Origin of the sequence: Psychrosphaera saromensis, assembly GCF_002954545.1 — a bacterium.
GTDB classification, from domain to species: Bacteria; Pseudomonadota; Gammaproteobacteria; order Enterobacterales; family Alteromonadaceae; genus Psychrosphaera; species Psychrosphaera saromensis.
This window is the reverse complement of the sequence record NZ_MSCH01000003.1, coordinates 1,628,791-1,651,431: the sequence shown is the minus strand read 5'-3', so window position 1 is coordinate 1,651,431 and position 22,641 is coordinate 1,628,791. Positions and strand designations below refer to the sequence as shown.

17 protein-coding genes are annotated in these 22,641 nt (G+C 38.8%); 11 read left to right on the top strand and 6 right to left on the bottom strand.

Annotation, left to right across the window (positions count from 1 at the left end; all coding sequences use genetic code 11):
* The first annotated feature begins 111 nt into the window (after positions 1-111).
* From tal to BTO11_RS07570, 4 genes are all read left to right on the top strand, one after another.
* Positions 112-1,065, top strand: coding sequence for a transaldolase (tal, locus tag BTO11_RS07585; RefSeq protein WP_105052035.1), 954 nt, complete (start codon positions 112-114; stop codon positions 1,063-1,065).
* A gap of 115 nt (positions 1,066-1,180) precedes the next feature.
* Positions 1,181-2,809, top strand: coding sequence for a glucose-6-phosphate isomerase (gene pgi / locus BTO11_RS07580; protein WP_105052034.1), 1,629 nt, complete (start codon positions 1,181-1,183; stop codon positions 2,807-2,809).
* A 151-nt stretch (positions 2,810-2,960) separates the two neighbouring features.
* Entirely contained in the window at positions 2,961-3,935 is a 975-nt protein-coding gene (locus tag BTO11_RS07575; RefSeq protein WP_105052033.1) for a DMT family transporter, read from the top strand.
* Positions 3,936-4,249: 314 nt separating this feature from the next.
* Positions 4,250-4,432 carry a DUF3545 family protein gene (locus BTO11_RS07570; RefSeq protein ID WP_373295176.1) on the top strand — a complete coding sequence of 61 codons (183 nt, stop codon included), beginning with the start codon at positions 4,250-4,252 and terminating at the stop codon, positions 4,430-4,432.
* Positions 4,433-4,544: 112 nt separating this feature from the next.
* Here BTO11_RS07570 and BTO11_RS07565 read toward each other — a convergent pair whose 3' ends face one another.
* From BTO11_RS07565 to thrA, 6 genes are all read right to left on the bottom strand, one after another.
* A complete protein-coding gene (locus BTO11_RS07565; protein ID WP_105052031.1) occupies positions 4,545-5,306 on the bottom strand; it encodes a hypothetical protein in 762 nt (253 codons plus the stop codon).
* A 359-nt stretch (positions 5,307-5,665) separates the two neighbouring features.
* The gene (locus BTO11_RS07560; protein ID WP_105052030.1) at positions 5,666-8,242 is read right to left on the bottom strand and encodes a cadherin domain-containing protein; all 2,577 of its coding nucleotides are present in this window, start codon (positions 8,240-8,242) and stop codon (positions 5,666-5,668) included.
* Positions 8,243-8,490: 248 nt separating this feature from the next.
* Entirely contained in the window at positions 8,491-9,231 is a 741-nt protein-coding gene (ung, locus tag BTO11_RS07555) for a uracil-DNA glycosylase (RefSeq protein ID WP_105052029.1), read from the bottom strand.
* A gap of 255 nt (positions 9,232-9,486) precedes the next feature.
* Positions 9,487-10,761, bottom strand: coding sequence for a threonine synthase (gene thrC / locus BTO11_RS07550; protein ID WP_105052028.1), 1,275 nt, complete (start codon positions 10,759-10,761; stop codon positions 9,487-9,489).
* A 59-nt stretch (positions 10,762-10,820) separates the two neighbouring features.
* Entirely contained in the window at positions 10,821-11,804 is a 984-nt protein-coding gene (thrB, locus tag BTO11_RS07545) for a homoserine kinase (RefSeq protein WP_105052027.1), read from the bottom strand.
* Positions 11,805-11,806: 2 nt separating this feature from the next.
* The gene (thrA, locus tag BTO11_RS07540) at positions 11,807-14,257 is read right to left on the bottom strand and encodes a bifunctional aspartate kinase/homoserine dehydrogenase I (RefSeq protein WP_105052026.1); all 2,451 of its coding nucleotides are present in this window, start codon (positions 14,255-14,257) and stop codon (positions 11,807-11,809) included.
* A 437-nt stretch (positions 14,258-14,694) separates the two neighbouring features.
* Between thrA and BTO11_RS07535 the strand changes: the two genes are divergently transcribed.
* From BTO11_RS07535 to BTO11_RS07505, 7 genes are all read left to right on the top strand, one after another.
* Entirely contained in the window at positions 14,695-16,461 is a 1,767-nt protein-coding gene (locus BTO11_RS07535; protein WP_105052025.1) for a sensor histidine kinase, read from the top strand.
* 99 nt (positions 16,462-16,560) lie between these two features.
* Positions 16,561-17,466 (top strand): recombination-associated protein RdgC, encoded by a 906-nt coding sequence (gene rdgC / locus BTO11_RS07530; protein ID WP_105052024.1) that lies wholly within the window; start codon positions 16,561-16,563, stop codon positions 17,464-17,466.
* A gap of 213 nt (positions 17,467-17,679) precedes the next feature.
* Positions 17,680-18,288, top strand: a complete 609-nt coding sequence (locus tag BTO11_RS07525) for a DUF2726 domain-containing protein (RefSeq protein ID WP_105052023.1) — start codon at positions 17,680-17,682, stop codon at positions 18,286-18,288.
* A gap of 159 nt (positions 18,289-18,447) precedes the next feature.
* On the top strand, positions 18,448-19,140 hold the full coding sequence (mtnN, locus tag BTO11_RS07520) for a 5'-methylthioadenosine/S-adenosylhomocysteine nucleosidase (RefSeq protein ID WP_105052022.1): 693 nt from the start codon (positions 18,448-18,450) through the stop codon (positions 19,138-19,140).
* Between the two features lies 1 nt (position 19,141).
* Positions 19,142-20,119: a cobalamin biosynthesis protein gene (locus BTO11_RS07515; protein WP_105052021.1), complete on the top strand. Its 978-nt coding sequence runs from the start codon at positions 19,142-19,144 to the stop codon at positions 20,117-20,119.
* Positions 20,120-20,143: 24 nt separating this feature from the next.
* Positions 20,144-20,524, top strand: a complete 381-nt coding sequence (locus tag BTO11_RS07510; protein ID WP_105052020.1) for a rhodanese-like domain-containing protein — start codon at positions 20,144-20,146, stop codon at positions 20,522-20,524.
* 181 nt (positions 20,525-20,705) lie between these two features.
* Positions 20,706-22,514, top strand: coding sequence for a cation:proton antiporter (locus BTO11_RS07505; RefSeq protein WP_105052019.1), 1,809 nt, complete (start codon positions 20,706-20,708; stop codon positions 22,512-22,514).
* The last annotated feature ends 127 nt before the right edge of the window (positions 22,515-22,641 follow it).

Here is a 22,641-nt window from a genome sequence, read left to right as displayed (position 1 = left end):
TTACTGTTACTTATTCGGTATTTTTCTTATGGATCACTTCCAAGATGCCCACTATTGTAATAAAGTTACAGCATCTGGAGTTTCCACTCTAAATCAACGGAACTAATTAAAATGACAAGCATATTAAAACAATTAAGAGAGCTGACAACGGTTGTTGCCGACACTGGCGAAATTGAAGCAATTAAAAAGTTTCAACCTGTTGATGCCACTACCAATCCATCTTTGCTATTAAAAGCAGCTCAGCTACCTGAATATCAATCCCTAATTGATGACTCTATTGCTTGGGCCAAAACACAATCTTCTGACCAAGCTCAGCAAATTGAAGATGCTGGCGATAAATTATCAGTGCTTATTGGTAAAGAGATCAGCGCAGTGATCCCAGGTCGTATATCAACAGAAGTTGATGCTCGTTTATCATTTAATACTGAAGCGACCATCCAAAAAGCGAAAAAACTTATTGCCTTGTATGAAGAAGCTGGCGTTCCTAAAGACCGCGTATTAATTAAAGCAGCATCTACTTGGGAAGGCATTAAAGCGGCTGAGCAATTAGAGAAAGAAGGCATTCAATGTAACTTAACGTTATTGTTTAGTTTTGCTCAGGCAAGAGCATGTGCAGAAGCTGGCGTATTTTTAATCTCACCATTTGTTGGTCGTATTCTAGATTGGTATAAAGCCAATACTGAACAACAAGAGTACACAGGCGAAACTGATCCGGGCGTTATTTCAGTTCGCAGTATTTACCAATACTACAAAGAGCATGGCTATAACACGGTTGTTATGGGCGCAAGTTTCCGTAATACAGACGAAATTATCGCGTTAGCTGGTTGTGACCGTTTAACAATTGCTCCAGCCTTATTGGATACATTAGATAAGATGGAAGGCAAATTAGACGCGAAATTAACATTCTCAGGTGACGTTAAAGCAAAACCAGAGTCTATGACTGAAGCTCAGTTCCGTTGGGAACATAACGAAGATCCAATGGCGACATTAAAGTTAGCGGAAGGGATCAAAAACTTTGCCATAGACCAGGTTAAGCTAGAAAAGTTACTTATTGAAAAGCTGTAAAGCATCTCAGTAACTTTATATTAAGTGGTTCTTGTTGTTTGTAACAAGTGCCACTTTTTGTTTCTGTACTACCTATACCATTACTAACATCTGATTTATTTTGAGGAAATCAATAATGACAGTTCAATCTTGGCAGTCTGTACAACAAGAATTTAACCGTTTGAAAGATGTACACATGCGAGACATGTTTGCACAAGACCCACAAAGAGCAAACAAATTCACCAAAAAAGCATGTGACTTCACATTAGATTACTCAAAAAACAGAGTTGATGAACAAGCCTTAACCGCACTATTCCAACTAGCAAAAGACCACAAATTAACTGAAAAACGTGATGCCATGTTTGCTGGTGAAATCATCAACAAAACTGAGCACCGCGCTGTATTACATACGGCATTAAGACGTGACTCAAAAGACAGCATTTTAGTTGATAACAAAAATGTGGTTAATGAAGTGTATTCAACATTAAACAAGATGAAGCAATTTGTTGCTGAAATTCACAATGGCACACGTACAGGCCGCACAGGAAAGAAATTCACCGACGTAGTAGCAATTGGTATTGGTGGTTCATTCTTAGGTCCTAAGATTGTAACTGAGGCGTTAAAACCATATCAAAATCCGGCGTTAAAAGTGCATTTTGTGGCTAACGTAGATGCACACCATATTGTTGATGTATTAGCTAAGCTAAACGCAGACACAACTTTGGTCGTGATGAGCTCTAAATCATTTACCACACAAGAAACCCTTAAAAATACAGAAACCACGCGTGAATGGTTTTTAGCATCAGGTGCTAAATTTGAAGATATCGCCAAACACTTTATGTGCGTTTCAAGTAATACCGCCAAAGCAACTGAATTTGGTATTGACCCTGATAACATTTTTCCAATGTGGGACTGGGTTGGCGGCCGTTACTCTTTATGGTCAGCGATTGGTTTGCCAATTGCGTTGTCTATTGGTTTTGACAACTTTGAGCAAATATTATTGGGCGCTAGAGAAATGGATGCCCATTTCCTATCAACGCCGCTGGAAGATAACTTACCTGTGATCATGGCCGTATTAGGCGTTTGGTACAGCAACTTTTTTGACTGCCAAAGCCATGTATTATTACCTTATTCGCATTACTTACGTGGTTTCCCTGCGTATGTTCAGCAGTTAGATATGGAATCAAATGGTAAGTCAGTTAATCAGTTAGATCAAAATATTGAATATAAAACTGGTCCTATTATTTGGGGTGGCGAAGGAACAAATGGTCAACATGCGTTTCATCAGTTAATGCACCAAGGCAATACTATTATTCCTGCTGATTTCATTATGCCAATTAACCCAAACCATGATGAAGTTGAACATCACCAAATGTTAGCGTCTAACTGTTTTGCCCAAACCCAAGCATTAATGCAAGGGCAAACAACGGCAGAAATTGAACAAGAGTTATTAGCAAAAGGCGTTGATAAACAAGAAGCGACTCGTTTAGCTAAGCATAAATACATGCCAGGCAACCGCCCTTCTAATACATTATTAATGGAAAAACTAACACCTATTCAATTAGGCCGATTAATCGCTTTATACGAACACAAGGTGTTTGTACAAGGGGTTATTTGGGATATCAATAGTTTTGACCAATGGGGTGTTGAATTGGGTAAAGTATTAGGCACTCAAGTCCTTTCTGCTTTACAAGATACTGCACAGCCTGAATTAGATTCATCAACACAGCAATTAGTGGACTTGTTTAAACAACAAATATCCTAGCGCTTGGGTGAATGAATTAATAACACTAAAAGCGCTCAAATTTGAGCGCTTTTTTGTTTTATCTACTCTTAAACTTTTACTGTTAGCGTATGATTTTGAAATAAATTAAAACCTAAGTTAACGTTCGAACTGATCTGAAATAAGGACGCCTGTGAAACTAAGTCATTTTATTGAGTTATTAATTTTAGCGGCTATTTGGGGCGCTTCATTTTTGTTTATGCGCGTGGCTGCACCTGAGTTTGGGGCAACCGCATTAGCCAGCTACCGTATGGTGTTTGCCGCATTAACCTTGTCACCTATTTTACTTTATTACGTTTATAACAAAAACTGGCTGAGTCGCCGCACGACTCAAGCAGACAATTCAAATAACCCAGTTCCAGCTAGAAGTACAAAAGTTATCTTTGCCCATATCTTTATTATTGGCATTATTAGCGCGGCTATCCCTATGTACTTTTTTGCTTATGCCGCCACCAATTTAGATGCAGGATTTTCTTCAATAATGAATGCAACGACGCCTTTATGGGGCGCAGTGATTGGTGCGTTATTATTTAACAATCGACTGTCTAAACTGGCTATTTTAGGTCTTTTTTTAGGTTTCCTTGGGGTGTTTGTGTTATCCATGGACAAACTTAGCTGGGACTTTACCGACCAAGTTAAAGGAATACTCGCCATTATTTGCGCCACCAGCTTATATGGACTTTCTGCCAACTATTCCAAGCAGATGTTAACTGGTATTAAACCTTTGTTTATCGCTTCTGGCAGCTTGTTCGGTAGCGCTTTGTTAATGTTACCTATTTTAATTTATACCACGCCAAATGTAATGAGCATTAGCTCACTTGCATGGTTAATGTTAATTGGGCTTAGCGTGGTAAGTACCGGTGTTGCTTATGTTTTATATTACCGAATTATTGAACATTCAGGGCCGACCAACGCCATGATGGTGACGTTTTTAATCCCTATTTTCGGGGTTTTGTTTGGTCATCTATTTTTGGATGAACAATTGAGCATTAATATTTTTTGGGGTGTTCTTTTAATCTTAATCGGCGTGTCACTAACCACAGGAATTATAAACAGAAATCTAATAAAACGGGCGTCTAATAACATTAGTCGTTCTAACCAGGTTTAGCGCTACTTGCAGGAACCATAAATTAGAAACGCGTATTAAAAGTATTTGCCACAACAGGCAGCTGAAATGTTCAATGCGCCCTAGATTGTTCAATTAAGTTTCAGTTTTTGTTCAATATTTTTACAAAAAAGCGACAAATAAATTTCACATTTAGGATAAATGTGGTAAACAGTAATGCGAGCAGAGAAAAAACTCTGCTGTAAAGGGTCTGTTTTTCATTAGCTTTTATTAATTAGCTTTTATGTAAGTGTTTAATAAAAAGCAAAGACAAACATTCTTTAACAACAACATAATTATAAAAGTAAAAGGAGACCATGATGGAAGGTCTAGCTGAAATACTTGAAACTACGCTTGAAACTAAAACTACCTCTAAAAAACGCCCGTCAAAAAGTAAGTGGCGCGAAATTGAATCGATTAAGGACAAATATCGACTAAGAGACGAATTAAATGGCATAGATCCCATGTCGGAATATGACTTTGAATCGTTAGAGTACTAAAAGTGATAAAGTTAAAAAAAGCCTAATATTCGTATTAGGCTTTTTTGTATCTGCGTTTCAGCATCATGTATCTAATGGTCAATTAAATTGGAATACTTTTATTAAAACGAACTTAAACTTTAGTAGAAACCTCTGCATAAACAGTATCAACCATATCGTAATCAACTGAAGCTATTCCTCTATTCATATAATTGAAATCGTATGCTTTATCGTTTCTAAGTTCCGGAGAGGAGCTTCCTAATTCCCATATAAATTGAGATAAATCTTCCATATAGGCTTTTATATTTATTCGACCTTCAATTGCCTCTTTTTTATAAACAGGCTCATCTTTTAAATCTCTGGATTGATTTTTTGATTCATACCAACTATAGGTTTTAGCATCTGCTACAGATTGATTAAACTTGTCTGCACCATCTAATAAATTTTGGTTATTATTGGCTAGGTATTTCACATAATTATACTTTTCTGTAGTTAACTCATGGTCAACTATCTCTATGCCTTCTGCGGTTCTGGTGAAATCAAAGTCCTTAGTGAAAATTTTAGGCATTTCCAAAGCAATTGTCTCCATTACTTCCTGTACACCCTTTTCCATCATAGTATAAGCGAGGGAGGCATTATCTTGGTGAGCCCACGCTTTCTCCCTCGCGACCCGGCTTAACTCTATGTAGGGGTTAACTTCTTGAGTGAAATTAGCCTCTTGCAATAACGCTTTTTCTTGCTGTTCACGTGAAGGGAGTGTTTGTTGTGCATCTGAAGAGGAAAATACAACTTGGCTTGCTTGGCCTTCAGCCGTTTGCGTTTTATTTGTAGCCGCATTCGCTGAACTTGGCGAGAACACAGGGATTGAAGACATATTAACAGGAAGCGTTTTCATATTATTATCCTTAAAATACAAACTATTTAAATACTGTTGTTTATGTGCTCTTGTTTATACTCAGCTACTTATACAAACTCAGGCAACGCGCACGTATTATATTATTTATTTTTTCGGCAAAAGTTTAGTTAACTTTAGAATTAGCATACAAAATAAACGAACCCAAAACAAAAAGCCCAGTCTTTTCAGAATGGGCTTTTGTATTTAAAACGAGAACGAGGTTGAGAATAAAAATTAAAATCAACACCTCGTTTTTTTGTTTTTACATTAAGTACGTTTTCTTATTTAAAGCTAAACGTTAACTCTTTATTCACATAAAACTAAGAACTAAGCGCCAAACTGCAACATCAGCCATTTACTTAATAAACGTAAACTGCACCAGCATTATTAGACGTACCAGTATCTCCCGTTCCAGTGACTCCATTCTCTGAACCATCGGTGATTATACCAGTCGCAGCATTATCTTCCTGCGGAGCGCCTACCGCTAACGTTGCACCATCTCCACTTAATGCAAGACTGCTACCAAAACCATCTTCTTCTTCAGTGTTAGAGGCTTTTACATAAGCTGTTTGTGACCAAACATCACTACTTTTATCGAATAAATACACGGCTCCAGCGTCACTTTCTAAAATAACATCTCTAGCAACTTCTGAATCATCGGTAATGACACCGGTTACACTGTTATCTTCTGCGTAAGCACCTACCGCTAACCTTGCACCATCAAAACTTAATGCAACACTGTAACCAAAACCATCTTCTTCTTCAGTGTTAGAGGCTTTTACATAAAACGTTTGTGACCAAACATCATTATTCTTATTGAATAAATACACAGCACCAGCTCTTTCAGTGGCCCCATCATCTATGTTATGAACTGTCGGGCTATTCGTAGTTACACCAGTCACACTGTAATCTTCGTTGTAAGCGCCTACCGCTAACGTTGCACCATCACCACTTAATGCAACACTGTAACCAAAATTGTCACTACTACCAGTATTAGAGGCTTTTACATAAGCCGTTTGTGACCAAACATCACTACTCTTATTGAATAAATACACCGCTCCTGCGTTAACAGTATGTGCAACATCTCCGGCAATTTCTGAACCATCGGTATTGACACCGGTTACATTGTTATCTTCTTGGTAAGCGCCTACTGCTAACGTTGCACCATCATCACTCAATGCAATACTGTAACCAAAACGATCGCCATTTCCAGGGTTAGAGGCTTTTAAATAAGCGGTTTGCGTCCAAACATCATCACTATTACTAAATAAATATACTGCACCTGGGCCTGGGCTTGTGCCTGATAGTGATTGTTCATCAGCTCCAACAGCTAAAATAGTACCATCTCCACTTAACTTAACACTAACGCCAAAGGTACCATTCTCTAAAGGGGTAGAGGCTTTTATATAAGCACTTTGCGCCCAAACATCATTATTCTTATTGAATAAGTACACAGCACCTGAGAAAGCTTCCCCCCCATTATCATCGGAAGTTTCTGAGCCGTCGGTAATAACCCCAACCGCAGATGCACTATTTTGTTCATAAACAGCACCAACCGCTAAAATAGTACCATCATTATTAAGCGCTACACTTTCTCCAAAATTATCACCCGCTCCAGGGTTAGAGGCTTTAACATAAGTCGTTTGTACCCACTTACCACTGCTATTACTGAATAGGTAAACAGCACCAGAGTTATTTGTTGTTAGGCCATCTTTATCACCGTTAACCTCTGATTTGTCGGTAATAACACCGCTGGCACTGTTATTTTCGAAGTAAGCCGCGATCGCCAAGGTATGACCATCACCACTTAATGCAACGCTATGACCAAAAAAATCACCTGCACTAGTATTAGAGGCTTTAAAGTAACCAATCATTTTATTTACATCATCTGCGCTTAAATTAGCTTCAGAAGAGGGTTCAAATTCACCTTTAAATGACGCTAAAACAAAATAATCCGCTGATATTGCATCCACCAAACTACTTACCGTAGTATTGGCGGTTAATACATCCGTTACTGAGGTTAATTCATTACAATTGTTATCTTTTGTGGTGTCTTTTTCGCATATAGTATAAGCGATACTTTGCTCAGCACTTAAAGCCGCAGAGTCCCAAGTTAACGTCATTTCTTTAATTTCACCTGATGAGGGGGCAATACTACCAAGACTAAACGGAGCTAAAGCAATATCATTTATTGCCAATGTTGCTGCGATTGGTGAAGAGCTATTGCCTGCCTCATCCGTTGCGGTTACCGTAAAGCTATAACTGCTTTGGACTTCAAAATCTGGATTACCAGTTAATGTGACGGCACCAGTGCTGGTATCTATTGTAAATAATGTACTGTCAGTGCCAGATAATGTGTAGGTTGCTGCGCTGTCATCTGATGTTGCGGTATAAATAACTTGCGCTGCACCACTGTTTTCATCAATAGCCGCCACTGTCGTTCCTGATGTGATGGTTGGCGCGGTTTTATCATTTATTGTTAGTGTAACTGTAATTGACGAGTCATTACCTGCCGCATCCGTTGCGGTTACCGTAAAGCTATAACTGCTTTTAACTTCAAAATCTGGATTACCGGTTAATGTCACGGCACCTGTGCTGGCATCAATTGTAAATAATGCACTGTCAGTCCCAGATAATGCGTATGTTGCTGCGCTGTCATCCGAGGTTACTGTGTAAATAATTTGCGCTGCACCGCTGTTTTCATCAATAGCTGCTGCCGTTCCAGATGTGATGGTTGGGGCTATTGTATCGGTTGTGTCTGTTGTATCGGTTGTGTCTGTTGTATCGGTTGGGGCTGTTGTATCGGAATTATTTTTGCTACAAGCAGATAAAGTCAGAGTAAAAGCAATAACAACACACACATATTTACTATTACGAAATAGATTTTTGAGGCCTAAAAAGCCATAGGTACAGAACTTTAGAAATATATTTAACACTTTGATTTCCTTTATAATTAACTAAAAATAACACAGCTATTTAAAGTATTACGCAACAAGCCTAATCAAGCTCATTCTACAATTAAAGAAACATACCTTATCTAATTCAATATTGTTATTACACGATATTACAGCAATTGGTTTTGCTAACTAATACGTTTGCTTTATACACTCGATTTATCTCCTATAGAAAAGTACACGCCTTTTGGGACCAGCTTTATTTCTTTCTAAACACTAATAGAAATACATCACAACAAGCTTTGCTGTCTTTGTTCTTGCTTTAGCTTCTGGCCTCGATCCTGTACTTGAGCATCATCCAATACATGTTTAGGTTGCCAATCTATTTGAGACTGTCCCTGCTTGGCCAATATCTCATTGGTTTTGGAGAAGTGTTTACAGCCAAAAAAGCCGCGATGGGCAGATAGTGGTGATGGGTGTGGTGCGTTTAATACATGGTGTTTATTGCTGTCGATTGCCGCGGCTTTTTTCTGAGCATGACTGCCCCACAGTAAAAAGACTAAGTCGCTTCTTTGTTCGTTTAAAGTGCTTATGATTTTGTCAGTAAATTGTTCCCAGCCAAGATGTTTATGTGAATGTGCTTGTCCTGAACGTACGGTTAAAACGGTATTTAGCATTAAAACGCCCTGCTTTGCCCAGTCCACCAAATAGCCGTGTGTCGGAATAGTAAATCCATCTATGTCAGTGGCTAATTCTTTGTACATATTACGCAGTGACGGTGGAACTTTAATACCGGGTTTTACTGAGAATGCCAAGCCGTGAGCTTGGTTAACGCCGTGATAAGGGTCTTGACCAAGGATCACTACTTTAACGTCTTTTAAGGCGGTTAAATCAAAGGCAGAGAATACGTCTTCATCGGTCGGGAAAATATCAATCCCTTGCGCTCTTTCTTGAGCAACTGTGGTTAAGGTATCTTTAAGGTAAGTTTGTTGCTGCTCTTGAGCTATTACTGATGACCAGGTTAATGACATGAGACTTTTCGCCTTAGCTGTTTAAAATACGTGGCGTTTTATTTGTATTTAAAAAACAAAAAACGCTGCAGGTGCATATTGTTAATAAACACCTACAAGCGTCAGAGTTTCGAGTTTCGAGCTGCGAGTTTCGAGTTTCGAGAACCGAGGTTCGAGTTACGAGACTCGAGCTGCGAGTTTCTAGTTTTGAGCTACGAGACCCGAGCTACGAGCTACGAGCATCTAAACCTTAGCCCCTAAAGAGTGTTCATTAACTTATGCAGTTAAATACGCGCGTAGTTTATCAAAGTCGGCGTCCATTGTTTCGGATAATATTGGTAATCCGGCAACAGCTGCTAATTCTGGTGGTAATGGAATTAACTCACCTAGAATATTCTCAACACTTTCTTTAAATTTAGCAGGATGCGCTGTGCCTAAGAACACACCAACTTCATCTTCCGCCAAACCGTGTTTTAATGCTTTATACGCAATAGCGCCATGTGGCTCTGACACGTAATCATTTTTATAAAGTTGCTTAACCGCTAATTGACTTGAGTCTTCGTCAATCATGATTGAAGAAAGTAAGTTCTTATCAAACCAACCTAAGTCCATCATGTGCTGAATTCTCGGCCAGTTATTTGGTTCACTTACATCCATGGCATTTGAAAGCGTGGCAACCGTTGCTTTAGGATCCCAATCACCGGTTGATAAGAAACGAGGCACGGTATCGTTTTCATTAGTCGCGGCAATAAAGCGTTTAATTGGTAAACCTAATACTTTGGCAATAATGCCAGCAGTTAAGTTACCAAAGTTACCACTTGGAATTGAGAATACTGACTTATCACGTTGCTCTAAAGGAAGCTGAGCAACCGCTTCAAAGTAATAACAAACCTGAGCAAATAAACGACTGATGTTGATAGAGTTGGCTGAATTCAGACCAATTTCTTTGCGTAACTCAGCGTCTTCAAACGACGCTTTTACTAGCGACTGACAATCATCAAACGTGCCTTTTACAGCGATAGTTTCAATGTTGTCGCCTAAGGTACAAAACATCTTCTCTTGTAAGCGACTGATCTTGTTTTCTGGATACAAGATAACCACACGAATGTCTTTTATGCCATGAAACGCATGGGCAACAGCTGCACCAGTATCACCCGATGTCGCCGTTAAGATAGTTAACTCACCTTGTTGATTAAACTGATTTAAACACTGCGCCATGAAACGTGCGCCAAAGTCTTTAAATGCTAACGTTGGGCCATGAAATAATTCTAAGCTGTAGATATTGTCGTTAACGTATTTAAGCGGAGCTGAAAACTCAAACGCTTTGGTTAGCATCACTTCTAGGTCGGCTTGGCTAATTTCATTATCCATTAAATGCGACAGTATTATGCTGCTGCGTTTAACAAATGGTAATGCCAATAACTCATCAACATTAGACAATGGTTTTATCTGTTTTGGAAAAAATAAACCTTGGTCGCGGCCTAAACCTTGTTTAACCGCTTGCTCAAAACTTACCTGCTGATCATTATGTTTTATATTCTCTAACAGCATGGTTACCTCTTTCTACGTCTTAAATTAATTTAATAGGTGAATGGCACTCAGTCGACTATTTATCCGACCTGAATGTCTTTTGCACCCAATGTTGCACATTGGCAAATATGAACAAATCCTTTATCTGCAAGGATATAGTTTTGCTCAAGGTATTCTTTGTATTGCTGAGCTTTGGTCAAATCTGTGGTTAACGCAAACAGCGTAGGTCCGGCTCCAGATATACCAACCGCTAAGGCATCTTGTGCTAGTAAGTATTGCTTTGACGTTTTAAATCCAGCAATTAAGTCAGCTCGGTATGGTTCAGCAATAACATCTTTAATGGTTTTCGCTGCCAAGGTTTGTTCACCTTGATACAAATAAGCGACAAACGCAGCTAAGTATTGTGCGTTGTCGATAGCAACCGACTTATCAACTTGTTTTGGTAATACTTCTCTTGCTTCTTTGGTCGGCAATGAAAAGCCAGGGAATGCCACAACCCAATACCATGAATCTGGGTTTGGCAGATTAATCACAGGAGTATCTTGATGCGGACTCATTAACTGCAAACCACCAAAATAACTTGGCGCTACATTGTCATAATGTAAGTCGCCGCTGGCACCTGCTTCTACTTCACCCATTAACACCAATAATTCTTGGTCAGTATATGGGAAGTCGAACAAACGATTTAACGCTGTTAAACTTGCCACGACAGAACAAGCACTTGAACCTAAACCACTCCCAACAGGCAAAGACTTAACGAGCTCCATCTTTACCGCTGGAAATTGCTCAGGGTTGGTTAATTTATTTTTAAATAGCGAATATGCTATCCAAGCTAAGTTCTGATTTTTATCTGGTGGGCACACATGAGCAAATTCACCTGAGTTTATTAACTGGTCTTGCTCTGCAAATTCAACATGAACCGTATCACCCAAAGGTTTTTGGTCTACACGGATTAATGCCGCGCCCAATAAATCAAAACCAACACTCACGTTGCCTGTACTGGCTGGCGCATAAGCCGATGCTTTGCGCCCAATAAGATCTGTTTTTATATTCGCAGTAGACATAGTTAAAGCATCACTTCTTGTTGCCAGCTTAATGTTCTCATTACATCGCCAAATACACCGGCTGCGGTAACGGCTGCACCTGCGCCATATCCGCGCAATACAATTGGAATTGGCTGATAATATGCACTGTGAATTGCCAATGCATTTTCACCATTTTTAACAGCATACAAAGCGTTATCTGGCCCTACTGAGGCAACTTTAACTTTACACTTACCGTCTTTGATTTCACCAACATAACGTAATACTTCACCGTTTGATTTAGCATTTTGGTTAAGCGCTTCAAATGTTGGGTCTAGCTCAGGTAAACGTGCTAAAAATTCTTCCACAGTACCCGAGGAATCAAAATCATCTCCAAGTACAGATTCAATTTCTATGTCTGATAACTCAAGTTCCATTCCTGATTCACGCGCCATGATCAATAACTTACGCGCTACGTCCATTCCGCTTAAATCATCACGTGGATCTGGCTCTGTGTAACCTAATTCTTTCGCGCCTATTGTGGCTTCTGACAACGTATCGCCTTCGTCTATTTTGCCAAATATGTAAGACAAAGAACCTGACAATATACCTTCAAATGCTAACAATTCATCACCTGCATTAAACAAACCTTGTAGTGTGTCTATTACTGGTAAACCTGCGCCAACCGTTGTTTCATATAAAAAGCGACGCATAGTTAATTGCGCAGTTTCTCTTAGCTCGCTGTAGTAAGCCATGCTGCCCGTGTTGGCTTTTTTGTTTGGCGTTACTATATGGAAACCGGCGGCTAAAAACTCAACGTATTGACTCGCCACACTTTCGGCAGAAGTACAGTCAACTAACACAGGGTTAACCAAATGATTGTCTTGCACAAAGCGTTTGATATTTAACAAGCTAAACGTAGGTTCTGCTTGTTGCAGTTGTTCATTATAATTTTCTAGGTTTATGCCATCAGGGTTTAACAACAGCTTTTTACTGTTGGCAATGCCATAAACATTTAAGCGGATATTACGATTTTTCAACCACTGTTGTTGACGTTTTATTTGCTTAATTAATTCATCACCAACCACACCACAACCTAATATAAATAAGTCGATTGACGGTATTTTAGTGAAGAAGTTTTCGTGGCAAACTTTTATCGCATCTTCACACTTACGGCGTTCTACAACCGACGATATTGAGCTTTCAGTACTATCCTGAGCTATTGCTAAAATGTTAACTCTAGCTTGCGCTAATGACGTAAAGAATTTAGCCGCGATACCTTTGTGTTGACGCATGCCTTCACCAATTAAAGAAACAATCGCTACTTCATCATTTACTTTAGGTTGGTCTAGTAAGCCGTTTTTGATTTCTAATTCAAATTCATTATGTAAAGCGTCTAATGCTTCTTTACGATGTTCAGAGAAAATACAGAAGCTGATGCTAAATTCTGATGAAGATTGCGTAATTAATACAACGGAAATATCTTTATCTGCCATAGCTTTAAACGTTCTGCTAGCAATACCAACAACGCCTTTCATGCCCGGGCCAATAACCGTCAACATGCAAACATCATTCAAGCTGGAAATTGCTTTAATTGGCGTTGTGTTATTTGCTTCAGTGCCTATCACAGTGCCTTTAACACCGGGATTTAATGTATTTTTGATCACGCACGGAATTTTATAATGCGCTAATGGACCAATTGTTTTTGGATGCAAAACACTGGCACCAAAGTAAGATAATTCCATCGCTTCTGAATAAGATAATTTGTCGATTAACGTCGCGTCTTTTACTTGTCTTGGGTCGGCGCTGTATACACCGTCAACATCTGTCCATATTTCACAAATATCAGCATGCAAACAAGCCGCAACAATCGCCGCAGAATAATCACTGCCGTTACGACCTAATGTAGTTAATTGACCTTCTTCGTTGGCAGCGGTAAAACCAGGTAGTAAATACACTTCTTTACCACTTTGCATTTCATTCATGATGGCAGCACGACTTAGCTCTATATTAGCGACGCCATTTAAAAAGTCTGGGCTACTGATAATTGATTGAGTTGGTTCTAACACTTGAGATTTCACGCCCATCGCATTAAACACTTGTTGCATAAGCAAAACACTGAAGACTTCACCACGGCTTATTACAAACGCTTTGATGTGTGCCGGACAATATTTTAATAACTGCACACCAGTCAATTTGTTATCTAACTCAGTAACTAGTTTTTCAATTTGAAAAAGTAACTCTTGTTCAGATTCACATTTTGACGCTTTAGTTATCTGTTCAAAATGCGCTTTAAGTTCTGCTAAACGCTTTTTAAAGTCAGCACCGGATTCTGCAATATCGCACAAATCCACCAGTTGATTGGTCACGCCTTTAGGGGCGGAAAGTACTGCGGTTGTAATAGAGGTTTGAGCTTGTTCCGCAATAATGTTTGCCACTGTAGCAAAACGTTCATGACCGGCTAACGAGCTACCACCAAATTTAACAACTTTCATAACTACTTTCCTTTTATTAAACAAAAGCCCGTGATATTCATCACGGGCTTAGCAAGTATTGTGCGCACCAGTGAATACACTACCCTGTTAGGGTGGTGTTATTAATAATAATGGTGTTGAACATATTCTTTTTCATGTATGTAAAATCTGATTATTAGAGTAAAAAGTCAAGTGCTTTTTATGACACTTATAGTTGCATTGATTGCAATCTGCTAATAAATAGGCAATTAAAGCCATAATGATTTTGTCATCCGCCCTGTATGTTGGTATAACTAGAGAGTTAAATATATTTGATATGCCTAACTATGTTTATTTACTAGTTTGATACGCATGTTGAGCATATTATAGATTTGGAAATGATGGACAAGCATTTGGCTCTATTGATTAGAGAAACTAAAATGCTATATAACTTAAGTTAATCTAGGGAACTTAGCCGGATGCAGCCAAGTAAAAGTATATCCAGACGCCTTTTAGTAAGCGTATTGTCAGTCTATTTTATATTAACCTTTGTTGTTACCTGCGCGCAGATTTATGCCGACTATTCCAATACCAAAAATTCCATCAGCCACGAATTACGTAACCTAGAAAAAACCTTTAGCGCCAGTTTAACCAGAGCAATTTGGGAATTGAATACACCACAAGTCGTATCAATTTCTGAAGGTTTATTAGAGATCCCTATGGTTGAAGGTGTATTGATCAGAGATGACAACCGTGAATTACTCACTCAAATGGGTGGCATCGCCAACAATGTTGATTTTCAAGCAACTGAACTAAGTGAAGTTGGCGCGGTAATTTCTGGTAAAGATGGTTTGTTTGGTTACACCTTTCCACTAATTTTCGAATTCTCAGGCCGTACCACACAAGTGGGCGATGTAACTTTATTCTCTAGTCGGGAAATTGTTTTCAGCCGCATCATGCTCAGTATTTTATTTTTAATCGCCAGTGCAATTATCAAAACCATTTGTTTAGTGGTGTTATTTTCTCTCGCCTTTAAAAAATACCTTACCGACCCTTTAAGTGAACTGACTGAAAAAATTGAAAGAATCGATATGGAAAATATCGACGATGCTCAAATACAAATTGACCAAGAAGAAGAAAACGAACTTACTGTTATCAAGCATTCGTTCAACGACTTAATGTCCAAAGTATCCAGCTCACAAACCGAACTTAAACACGCACAAAAACAATTGGTAAAAACCAACGACAGACTTGACCAACAAAACTTAATGTTAGAACAAGAAGTAGCAAAGAAAACCGCTAACTTAAGTCAAGCTATGATGGACTTACAAAAACAAAAGTATCAGTTAGAAGCCCAGCAAAAAACCTTGCGTGAAGAAATTGAAACTCGCCGAGGCACTGAATCTGAGCTAGTACATAAAACCACAGAACTAGAACACACCATAGATACCTTAGGTATGGCGCATGGGAAATTGGTAGAGTCGGAAAAATTAGCCGCTCTTGGTGGTTTAGTGGCGGGCATTACACATGATGTAAATACCCCAATAGGTGTGGGTGTTACCGCAACCACTTACCTTTCAGACCGCTTTAATGAACTAGGTAAAAAGTTTGATGCCAAATCACTAAGCGCCTCTGATATGAAAACCTTTATTGATGAAGGTAATCAAAGTATTGAATTGTTAAACAATAACTTGAACCGAGCCAGTGAGTTAATTGCTAGCTTTAAGCAAATCGCCGTTGACCAGGCAAGTGAAGCAACCAGAACCATTAACTTTAAAAATTATTTAAACGAAATAATTACATCGTTAAAACCTGAATTAAAAAAATCGGCACACAAAATCAATATTGATTGCCCTGATGATATTGAAATGAAAGTACCAGCGGGAGCAATTTCACAAATATTCACTAACTTCCTGCTCAACAGCATCATCCATGGTTTTGACGGCCGTGAACATGGTCAGATTGATATTATAATTAAAGACTGCGGCGACACAGTTAAAATAGAATACAAAGACAACGGACACGGTATTAATAAAGAACAATTAAGTCATTTGTTTGACCCTTTTTATACCACTAAACGCGAACAAGGTGGTTCAGGCTTAGGTACTAACATTGCTTACAACCTAGTGAAGCAAACCTTAAATGGCGAAATAGAAGCACAAAGCGAGTTAGAAAAAGGACTCACTTACCACTTAGAAATACCTAAGATAAAAAAAGACCCCTCCTCGACGGATTGGATCAATTAATAATAACGATTAACTAAAAATAGGCTGCAAATGATGCAGCCTTTTTTAATTTTGTTTGTTACTATCTTGTCCCTCGCAAATATGGAATAAGAAACAATTATGTGGTTTAACAACGCCTTTATTTACCAATTTACTAAGCCCTTTGAAACATCAAATGAAGTGTTAGAGTCATCACTTAATGAACATCCGTTTCATCCTTGTGGTAGCCAAGATCAATCAAAACAAGGTTGGGTTTCAGCTATTCCAGGCACAGAGAATATGGTTCATATTACTGGCCACAATGCCCTTGTTTGTTTAAAGACCGAAGAAAAAGTATTACCAAGTTCTGTTATCAAAGATGCACTAGAAGAAAAAGTGCAGTTGCTACAAAATGAACGTGGTCAGAAAGTAGGTAAGAAAGAAAAGCAAACCTTAAAAGAAGAGATCATTCAGCAGTTATTGCCAAAGGCATTTACTAAAAGCAGCCGTTTGTATGCTTATATCAATCCTGAAAAGAAAATTCTTGTGGTTAATACCAGCAGCGCAAATCGTGCTGAAAACTTACTCGCGTTTTTACGCCAGTCAATTGGTTCATTACCTGTACTTCCGCACAAGCCTGATGGCGACTTAATTGTGACTATGACACATTGGGTCAAGAACAACGACTTACCGGCGCCATTTGCATTTGCCAACGATATAGAGCTAAAAGCGTTAGATGAAGAAGCTGCAGCGGCAAAATTAAAAAATCATGACGTGACCGAAGAAGAAGTTCAGTTGCATATTAGCAACGGCAAATATGTGCACAAACTAGCCTTAGTATGGGCAGAAAAGATCAAATTTAACTTAAACGAAGATGCTGCATTAAAACAAATTAAGTTCTTGGACATAGTGAAAGAACAAAATGATGATGTTGCTAGCGACGATCATCTAGCTAAGTTTGATGCCGACTTCACGTTAATGACGGGCGAGTTAAACGAGTTGATTGCTGAATTAGAACGAACTTGGGTTAGCCCAGAAGTTGAGTAATCACTAACATTTAAACGTTACGATTTAACAGCTAACATCCAACAAAAACCAGTTCATTTGAACTGGTTTTTTTATTTATATCCAACAACAAATCTAACGATTGACTACATTCCTTCCCCGTATTTAAAAAAAAACTCCCGCGTCAAATTTTATTGGCATTGATCCTGCTAAGTTCAAGCATCAGTTATTTAGAAGCAAAATTTGGAGATTTATATGGAATGGGCGTTAATTCTATTAATGTTGTTAATCGTTACTGTTGCACTTGTTGCAACCCACTTTATGGACAGCAGCAATCCGTATCCATTTAAAAAGAAAACTCAGCTTTTAACCAGCATTGAACGTGGTTTCTTGGCGTTATTAGAAAAAGCCGTTGGCGATGACTTTAAAATCATTAACCGAGTAAAGCTTAATGACATTATCGATATTAAAGATTCAGTGTCGGCCAAAGCAAAGCGTGCTGCGTTATTAAAAGCATCGTCAAAATATATAGATTATGTATTGTGCGATCCAAATACATTCAGAATTATTGCTGCGGTTGATTTAGTTAACCACAACAAAGGTGGCCATAAAGCCAAACAAGATTGGTTTATTAATGGCGCATTAGAAGCCGCAGGTATTCCGCACATTAGAATTAAAGTGAAAGCGGGTTACCAGGTAGAAGAGATCAGAAGCGGCATCATGTACAAGATTGGCAAAAAAGAACGTTCTAATCCGCCTGAACCAATTATCAAAGGCAATATTCCTAGACGCCCAGTAGCTGCCCTATCGTCATCACAAATTAAAGCACATTTGTCAGCTCCAAGATTTGCCAGAGCATCATAAAGAAATGCGCTTAAGTTTATAAAAACATACGCTTTAAAATAACAATTATTAAAAAGGAGGTAACCCCTCCTTTTTTTGATCTCAGATTTTAGATAAATGAGTTAGCTTTCAAAGCTGTTTATTTTATACTGTGACAAATTTTATAATGAAGGGTCAAATATGACTATCGCTATCATAGGTGCAATGGAACAAGAAGTTGCCATTTTAAAAGACAAAATCAACAACCGAGTTGAAACAAAAATTGCTGACTTCACTTTTTACTCTGGTGAACTAAATAACCAAGATGTGGTTTTAGTACAGTCAGGCATTGGTAAAGTTGCATCAACTATAGCCACAACATTAGTCATCGAAAGATTCTCACCTAAGTACGTTATCAATACGGGTTCTGCAGGCGGTTTTGATCCTGCGTTAAAGGTAGGTGATATTGCCGTAGGTAATGAACTTGTTCACCACGATGTTGACGTAACGGCATTTAATTATGAATTTGGTCAAGTACCTGGCATGCCAGCGACGTTTAGTGCCGATGAAAAATTAATTAGTGTTGCCCAAAAGTGCATAGCCAATTTAGATGGTATCACTAGTAAAGTGGGTCTTATTGCCACTGGCGACAGTTTTATGTGTGATCCGGAACGCATTAATCAAACCCGTGAACGTTTCCCAACTATGCTAGCGGTAGAAATGGAAGGCGCAGCGATTGCACAAACTTGCCATCAATTAAAAACACCATTTTTAGTTATTCGTTCTTTGTCAGACATAGCAGGACAAGAATCGCCAATGAGTTTTGATGCGTATTTAGAAGTTGCTTCTAAAAACTCTTCTGCACTTATGCTGGATATTTTAAGTCAGCTTTAATATGGAATTAATCACTTCAGTAATTGCTGTTTACCCAGAGTTAATTGCCTTAACTCTGGTTTTACTTTTAGAGTGGCTGTTTCCACTTGCCAGTAAATTTACCCCAGCATATATGTTTAACGTGCTTGCCAGTTCTATTTCAAATAAAGTCGCACAATCAGGCTCTCAAAATCAGCAAATGCTAGCGGGGTGGTTAGCCCTTGGCACTTATTTGTTTTTGATTGGCGTTATCCTTGGCTCTATTTTGTTTGCGGTAACCAACGATATTTGGACTCAAGCAATATTGTTATATTTTGCCTTGGGTTATCAAAGTGTGGCGAATCAAGCCAGTGCCGTTCAAGCTTGTATTACACAAGGTCAAAAGTCGGCAGCCCGAACTATATTGGCCCATATTACTGAATTTGATGTAAGCCGACTAAGTGAATTAGGCATAAACAAGCTCACCCTAGAGAGCTTAATAAAACGTTTTGTGTCTTTTTGGCTAACCCCAATTCTTTTATTTTTGCTGTTTGATGGTTTGACCGCGTTAATGTACCGCGCCTTACTGGAGGCTTACATTGTATGGCAGCCCAAACATGTGAAATTACAGTACTTTGGCAAAGCCGTTTTTAAAGTAAAAAACACCATTGAGTTTTTACCGACTGTTATTATTGCGCCTATTTACTCTGTCTTTAAGTCGAGTCCTCATTGGGGCAAGTATGTCAAAGTGACAAAACATCAGTGGCAACATGCGAAAGCATCGTCATTTAATCAACTGGTTTGGTTAAGCATAGTTTCTGCAGGGTGTAAGTCTGAGCTCGCAGGACCATTAATGTTGCAGCAACAAAAAATTGGTCGTCCCCGTATCAACCAAGGTGCACCACTTGATCCATCAGCCATAGGTGTACTTGTTCATTGGAATAACCGATTTAGAGCCACTTTCATCTTGTTTAATATCATTACTTTAACTACATTATATTTCACTAATAACTTCCACTAGAGCTAATTCTACAAGGCATTTAAAATGAAAAAATTACTATTGTTCATCACCATGTTGTTTAGCACCTCGGTGTTTGCAGGTTACAGCGGCACCAATAAGCTGATCACATCCGCTGAATTGCTAAAAAACCAACAAGACTATGTAGTATTAGATGTGCGCTCGGCTGACGAATTTGCCGAAGGTCATATTGCAGGTGCAATCAATATTCCTCATTACGCGGTATTAGATGAAGTAGAAAGATTAAAAGCATTAGATAAACCACTAGTTGTTCATTGCAGAAGTGGCGCACGTGCAACAAAAGCAGAAAATATGTTAATGAAAAATGGCGTGACCAATATATTACATTTACAAGGTGACATGCTGGATTGGGTAGACAAAGGTTTGCCATTAACTGTTACTAAATAAGCCAGTTACTAAATAAACCAGCGCACGGAATAAACCAGCGCGCTGAATAAGATAAACAACAATACAAACGTGATGAGTGATAGTTAAATTAAAGTCTTTTATAAATAACTTTTACACCACAATATTTACCCTCATACTTATTGAGTTATTCAATACAACATTTCAAATTAAAGAGCATTAAATGACAGCATTATATATTGCAGGTATCGGCTTATGTGCCTTGTTAGCACAGTGGTTAGCTTGGGTAGCTCGAATACCAGCAATCCTATTTCTTTTAGTTACAGGTTTATTACTCGGACCTGTTTTTTCTGTTGTTGACCCAGATGCTATTTTTGGTGATTTGTTATTCCCAATAATATCCTTATCCGTTGCGGTTATTTTATTTGAAGGTTCACTAACCTTACATTTTAAAGAACTTAAAGGCATAGGTAACGTAGTACGGAATCTTTGCTCAATTGGCATGATAGCCACAGCCATCATAATCGGCTACAGCTGTTATTGGTTACTTGGAGTAGATTGGCGCATTGCTGCTGTTGTTGGTGCCGTGTTGGTGGTTACAGGTCCAACTGTGACCGCTCCGCTATTAAATGCCATGCGACCAACTGAAGAGATAGACAGAATTTTACGTTGGGAAGGTATCGTCATTGACCCAATTGGCGCACTGTTTGCGGTATTGGTTTTTGAAGCCGTAATGTTATCTGGTACTTCTGGTGTATTCAGTCATACCTTAATTGCCTTAGTAACTACTGTAGGGCTTGGTCTTAGTATAGGTATAGTTGCCGGTTACATTACCAATTTGGTCATTCAAAAAGAGTGGCTGCCGTATAATTTGCAAAAGTTTGGCGTGTTATCTTTTGTATTAATAAGTTTTACCATTTCTAATGCCATTAGCCACGAGTCTGGTTTATTAGCGGTCACCGTATTTGGTATTTACTTAGCTAATCAAGACGACTTAGAGCTCGACTCCATTCTTGAATTTAAAGAAGACCTTTCGCAAATACTAATTTCGGTATTATTTATTTTACTCGCCGCCCGATTAGAGATTTCAGAGTTACTTCTATTAGGCCCTAATGTCATATTCTTTATGTTAATTGTTTTGTTTGTGGCGCGCCCTATTTGTATTGCGCTTTCCACCTATAAATCAAACTTAAACTGGCGTGCTAAAACCATATTATCTTGGATTGCACCGCGTGGCATAGTTGCCGCTGCAGTAGGTTCTGTTTTTGCGCTCAGTATGAGCCAGGCTGGAATACAAGGTGCTGATAAAATAGTGCCTATTATTTTCCTCGTGATCATTGTGACGGTTGTACTGCAAAGCTTAACGGCCATTCCTTTGGCTAAGTTATTAAAGATACGTCAAAAAAGACCATCTACCGTTATTATTATTGGAGCCAACCACGTTGCCCGTGCCATTGCTAAAGTGCTGCAAGAGCAAGAAGTGGATGTGTACCTTTCAGACCCTGCTTGGGAAAACTGTCGTTTAGCACGTATGGTTGGACTTAAAAGTTATTTTGGTAATCCACAAGCGGCTCAAGCAGAGCGCTTCTTACCTATGTCGAACTTAAAAACCTTAATAGGTTTGTCGCCTAATCGCCATAACAATGCTTTGGGTGTGCAATACTTCTCGCATATTCTTGGTGAGAAAAACGTTTACTCATTAAAATCGTCAAGTGCCCATTCAAGAGCCAATAACGACAGCTTGACCTTCTTGTCTCGTCAAAACTTATTTGGCGCTAATGTATCGTTTTCGGTGTTAAGTAATTTAATTGCCAAAGGCGGAAAAGTCAGTGCCACTAAACTCGCTGAGGCATTTACTTGGGATAATTATTTAGAAGTGAATAAAGAGGCAATTCCTTTATTTGTGTTACAACACCTTGAGGATGAAGATTACGTTCGTGTTATTCCATTTACCGTAAATGGTGAATACGTACCGGATGTAGGCGATATGATCATTGCAATGCAACCACCTAAAGTGACTATATTGAAGTAAGCCTAGCGGGAGCTGTTGTGCCTTTCAGGTACAGCAGCTTGATCCAATGTACGTTTCAGCTAATAAAGCTCCAACGTTCCAGCTAGCTTTGCTTTAACGGCCATTGAGTACTTTAACTATGACCCTT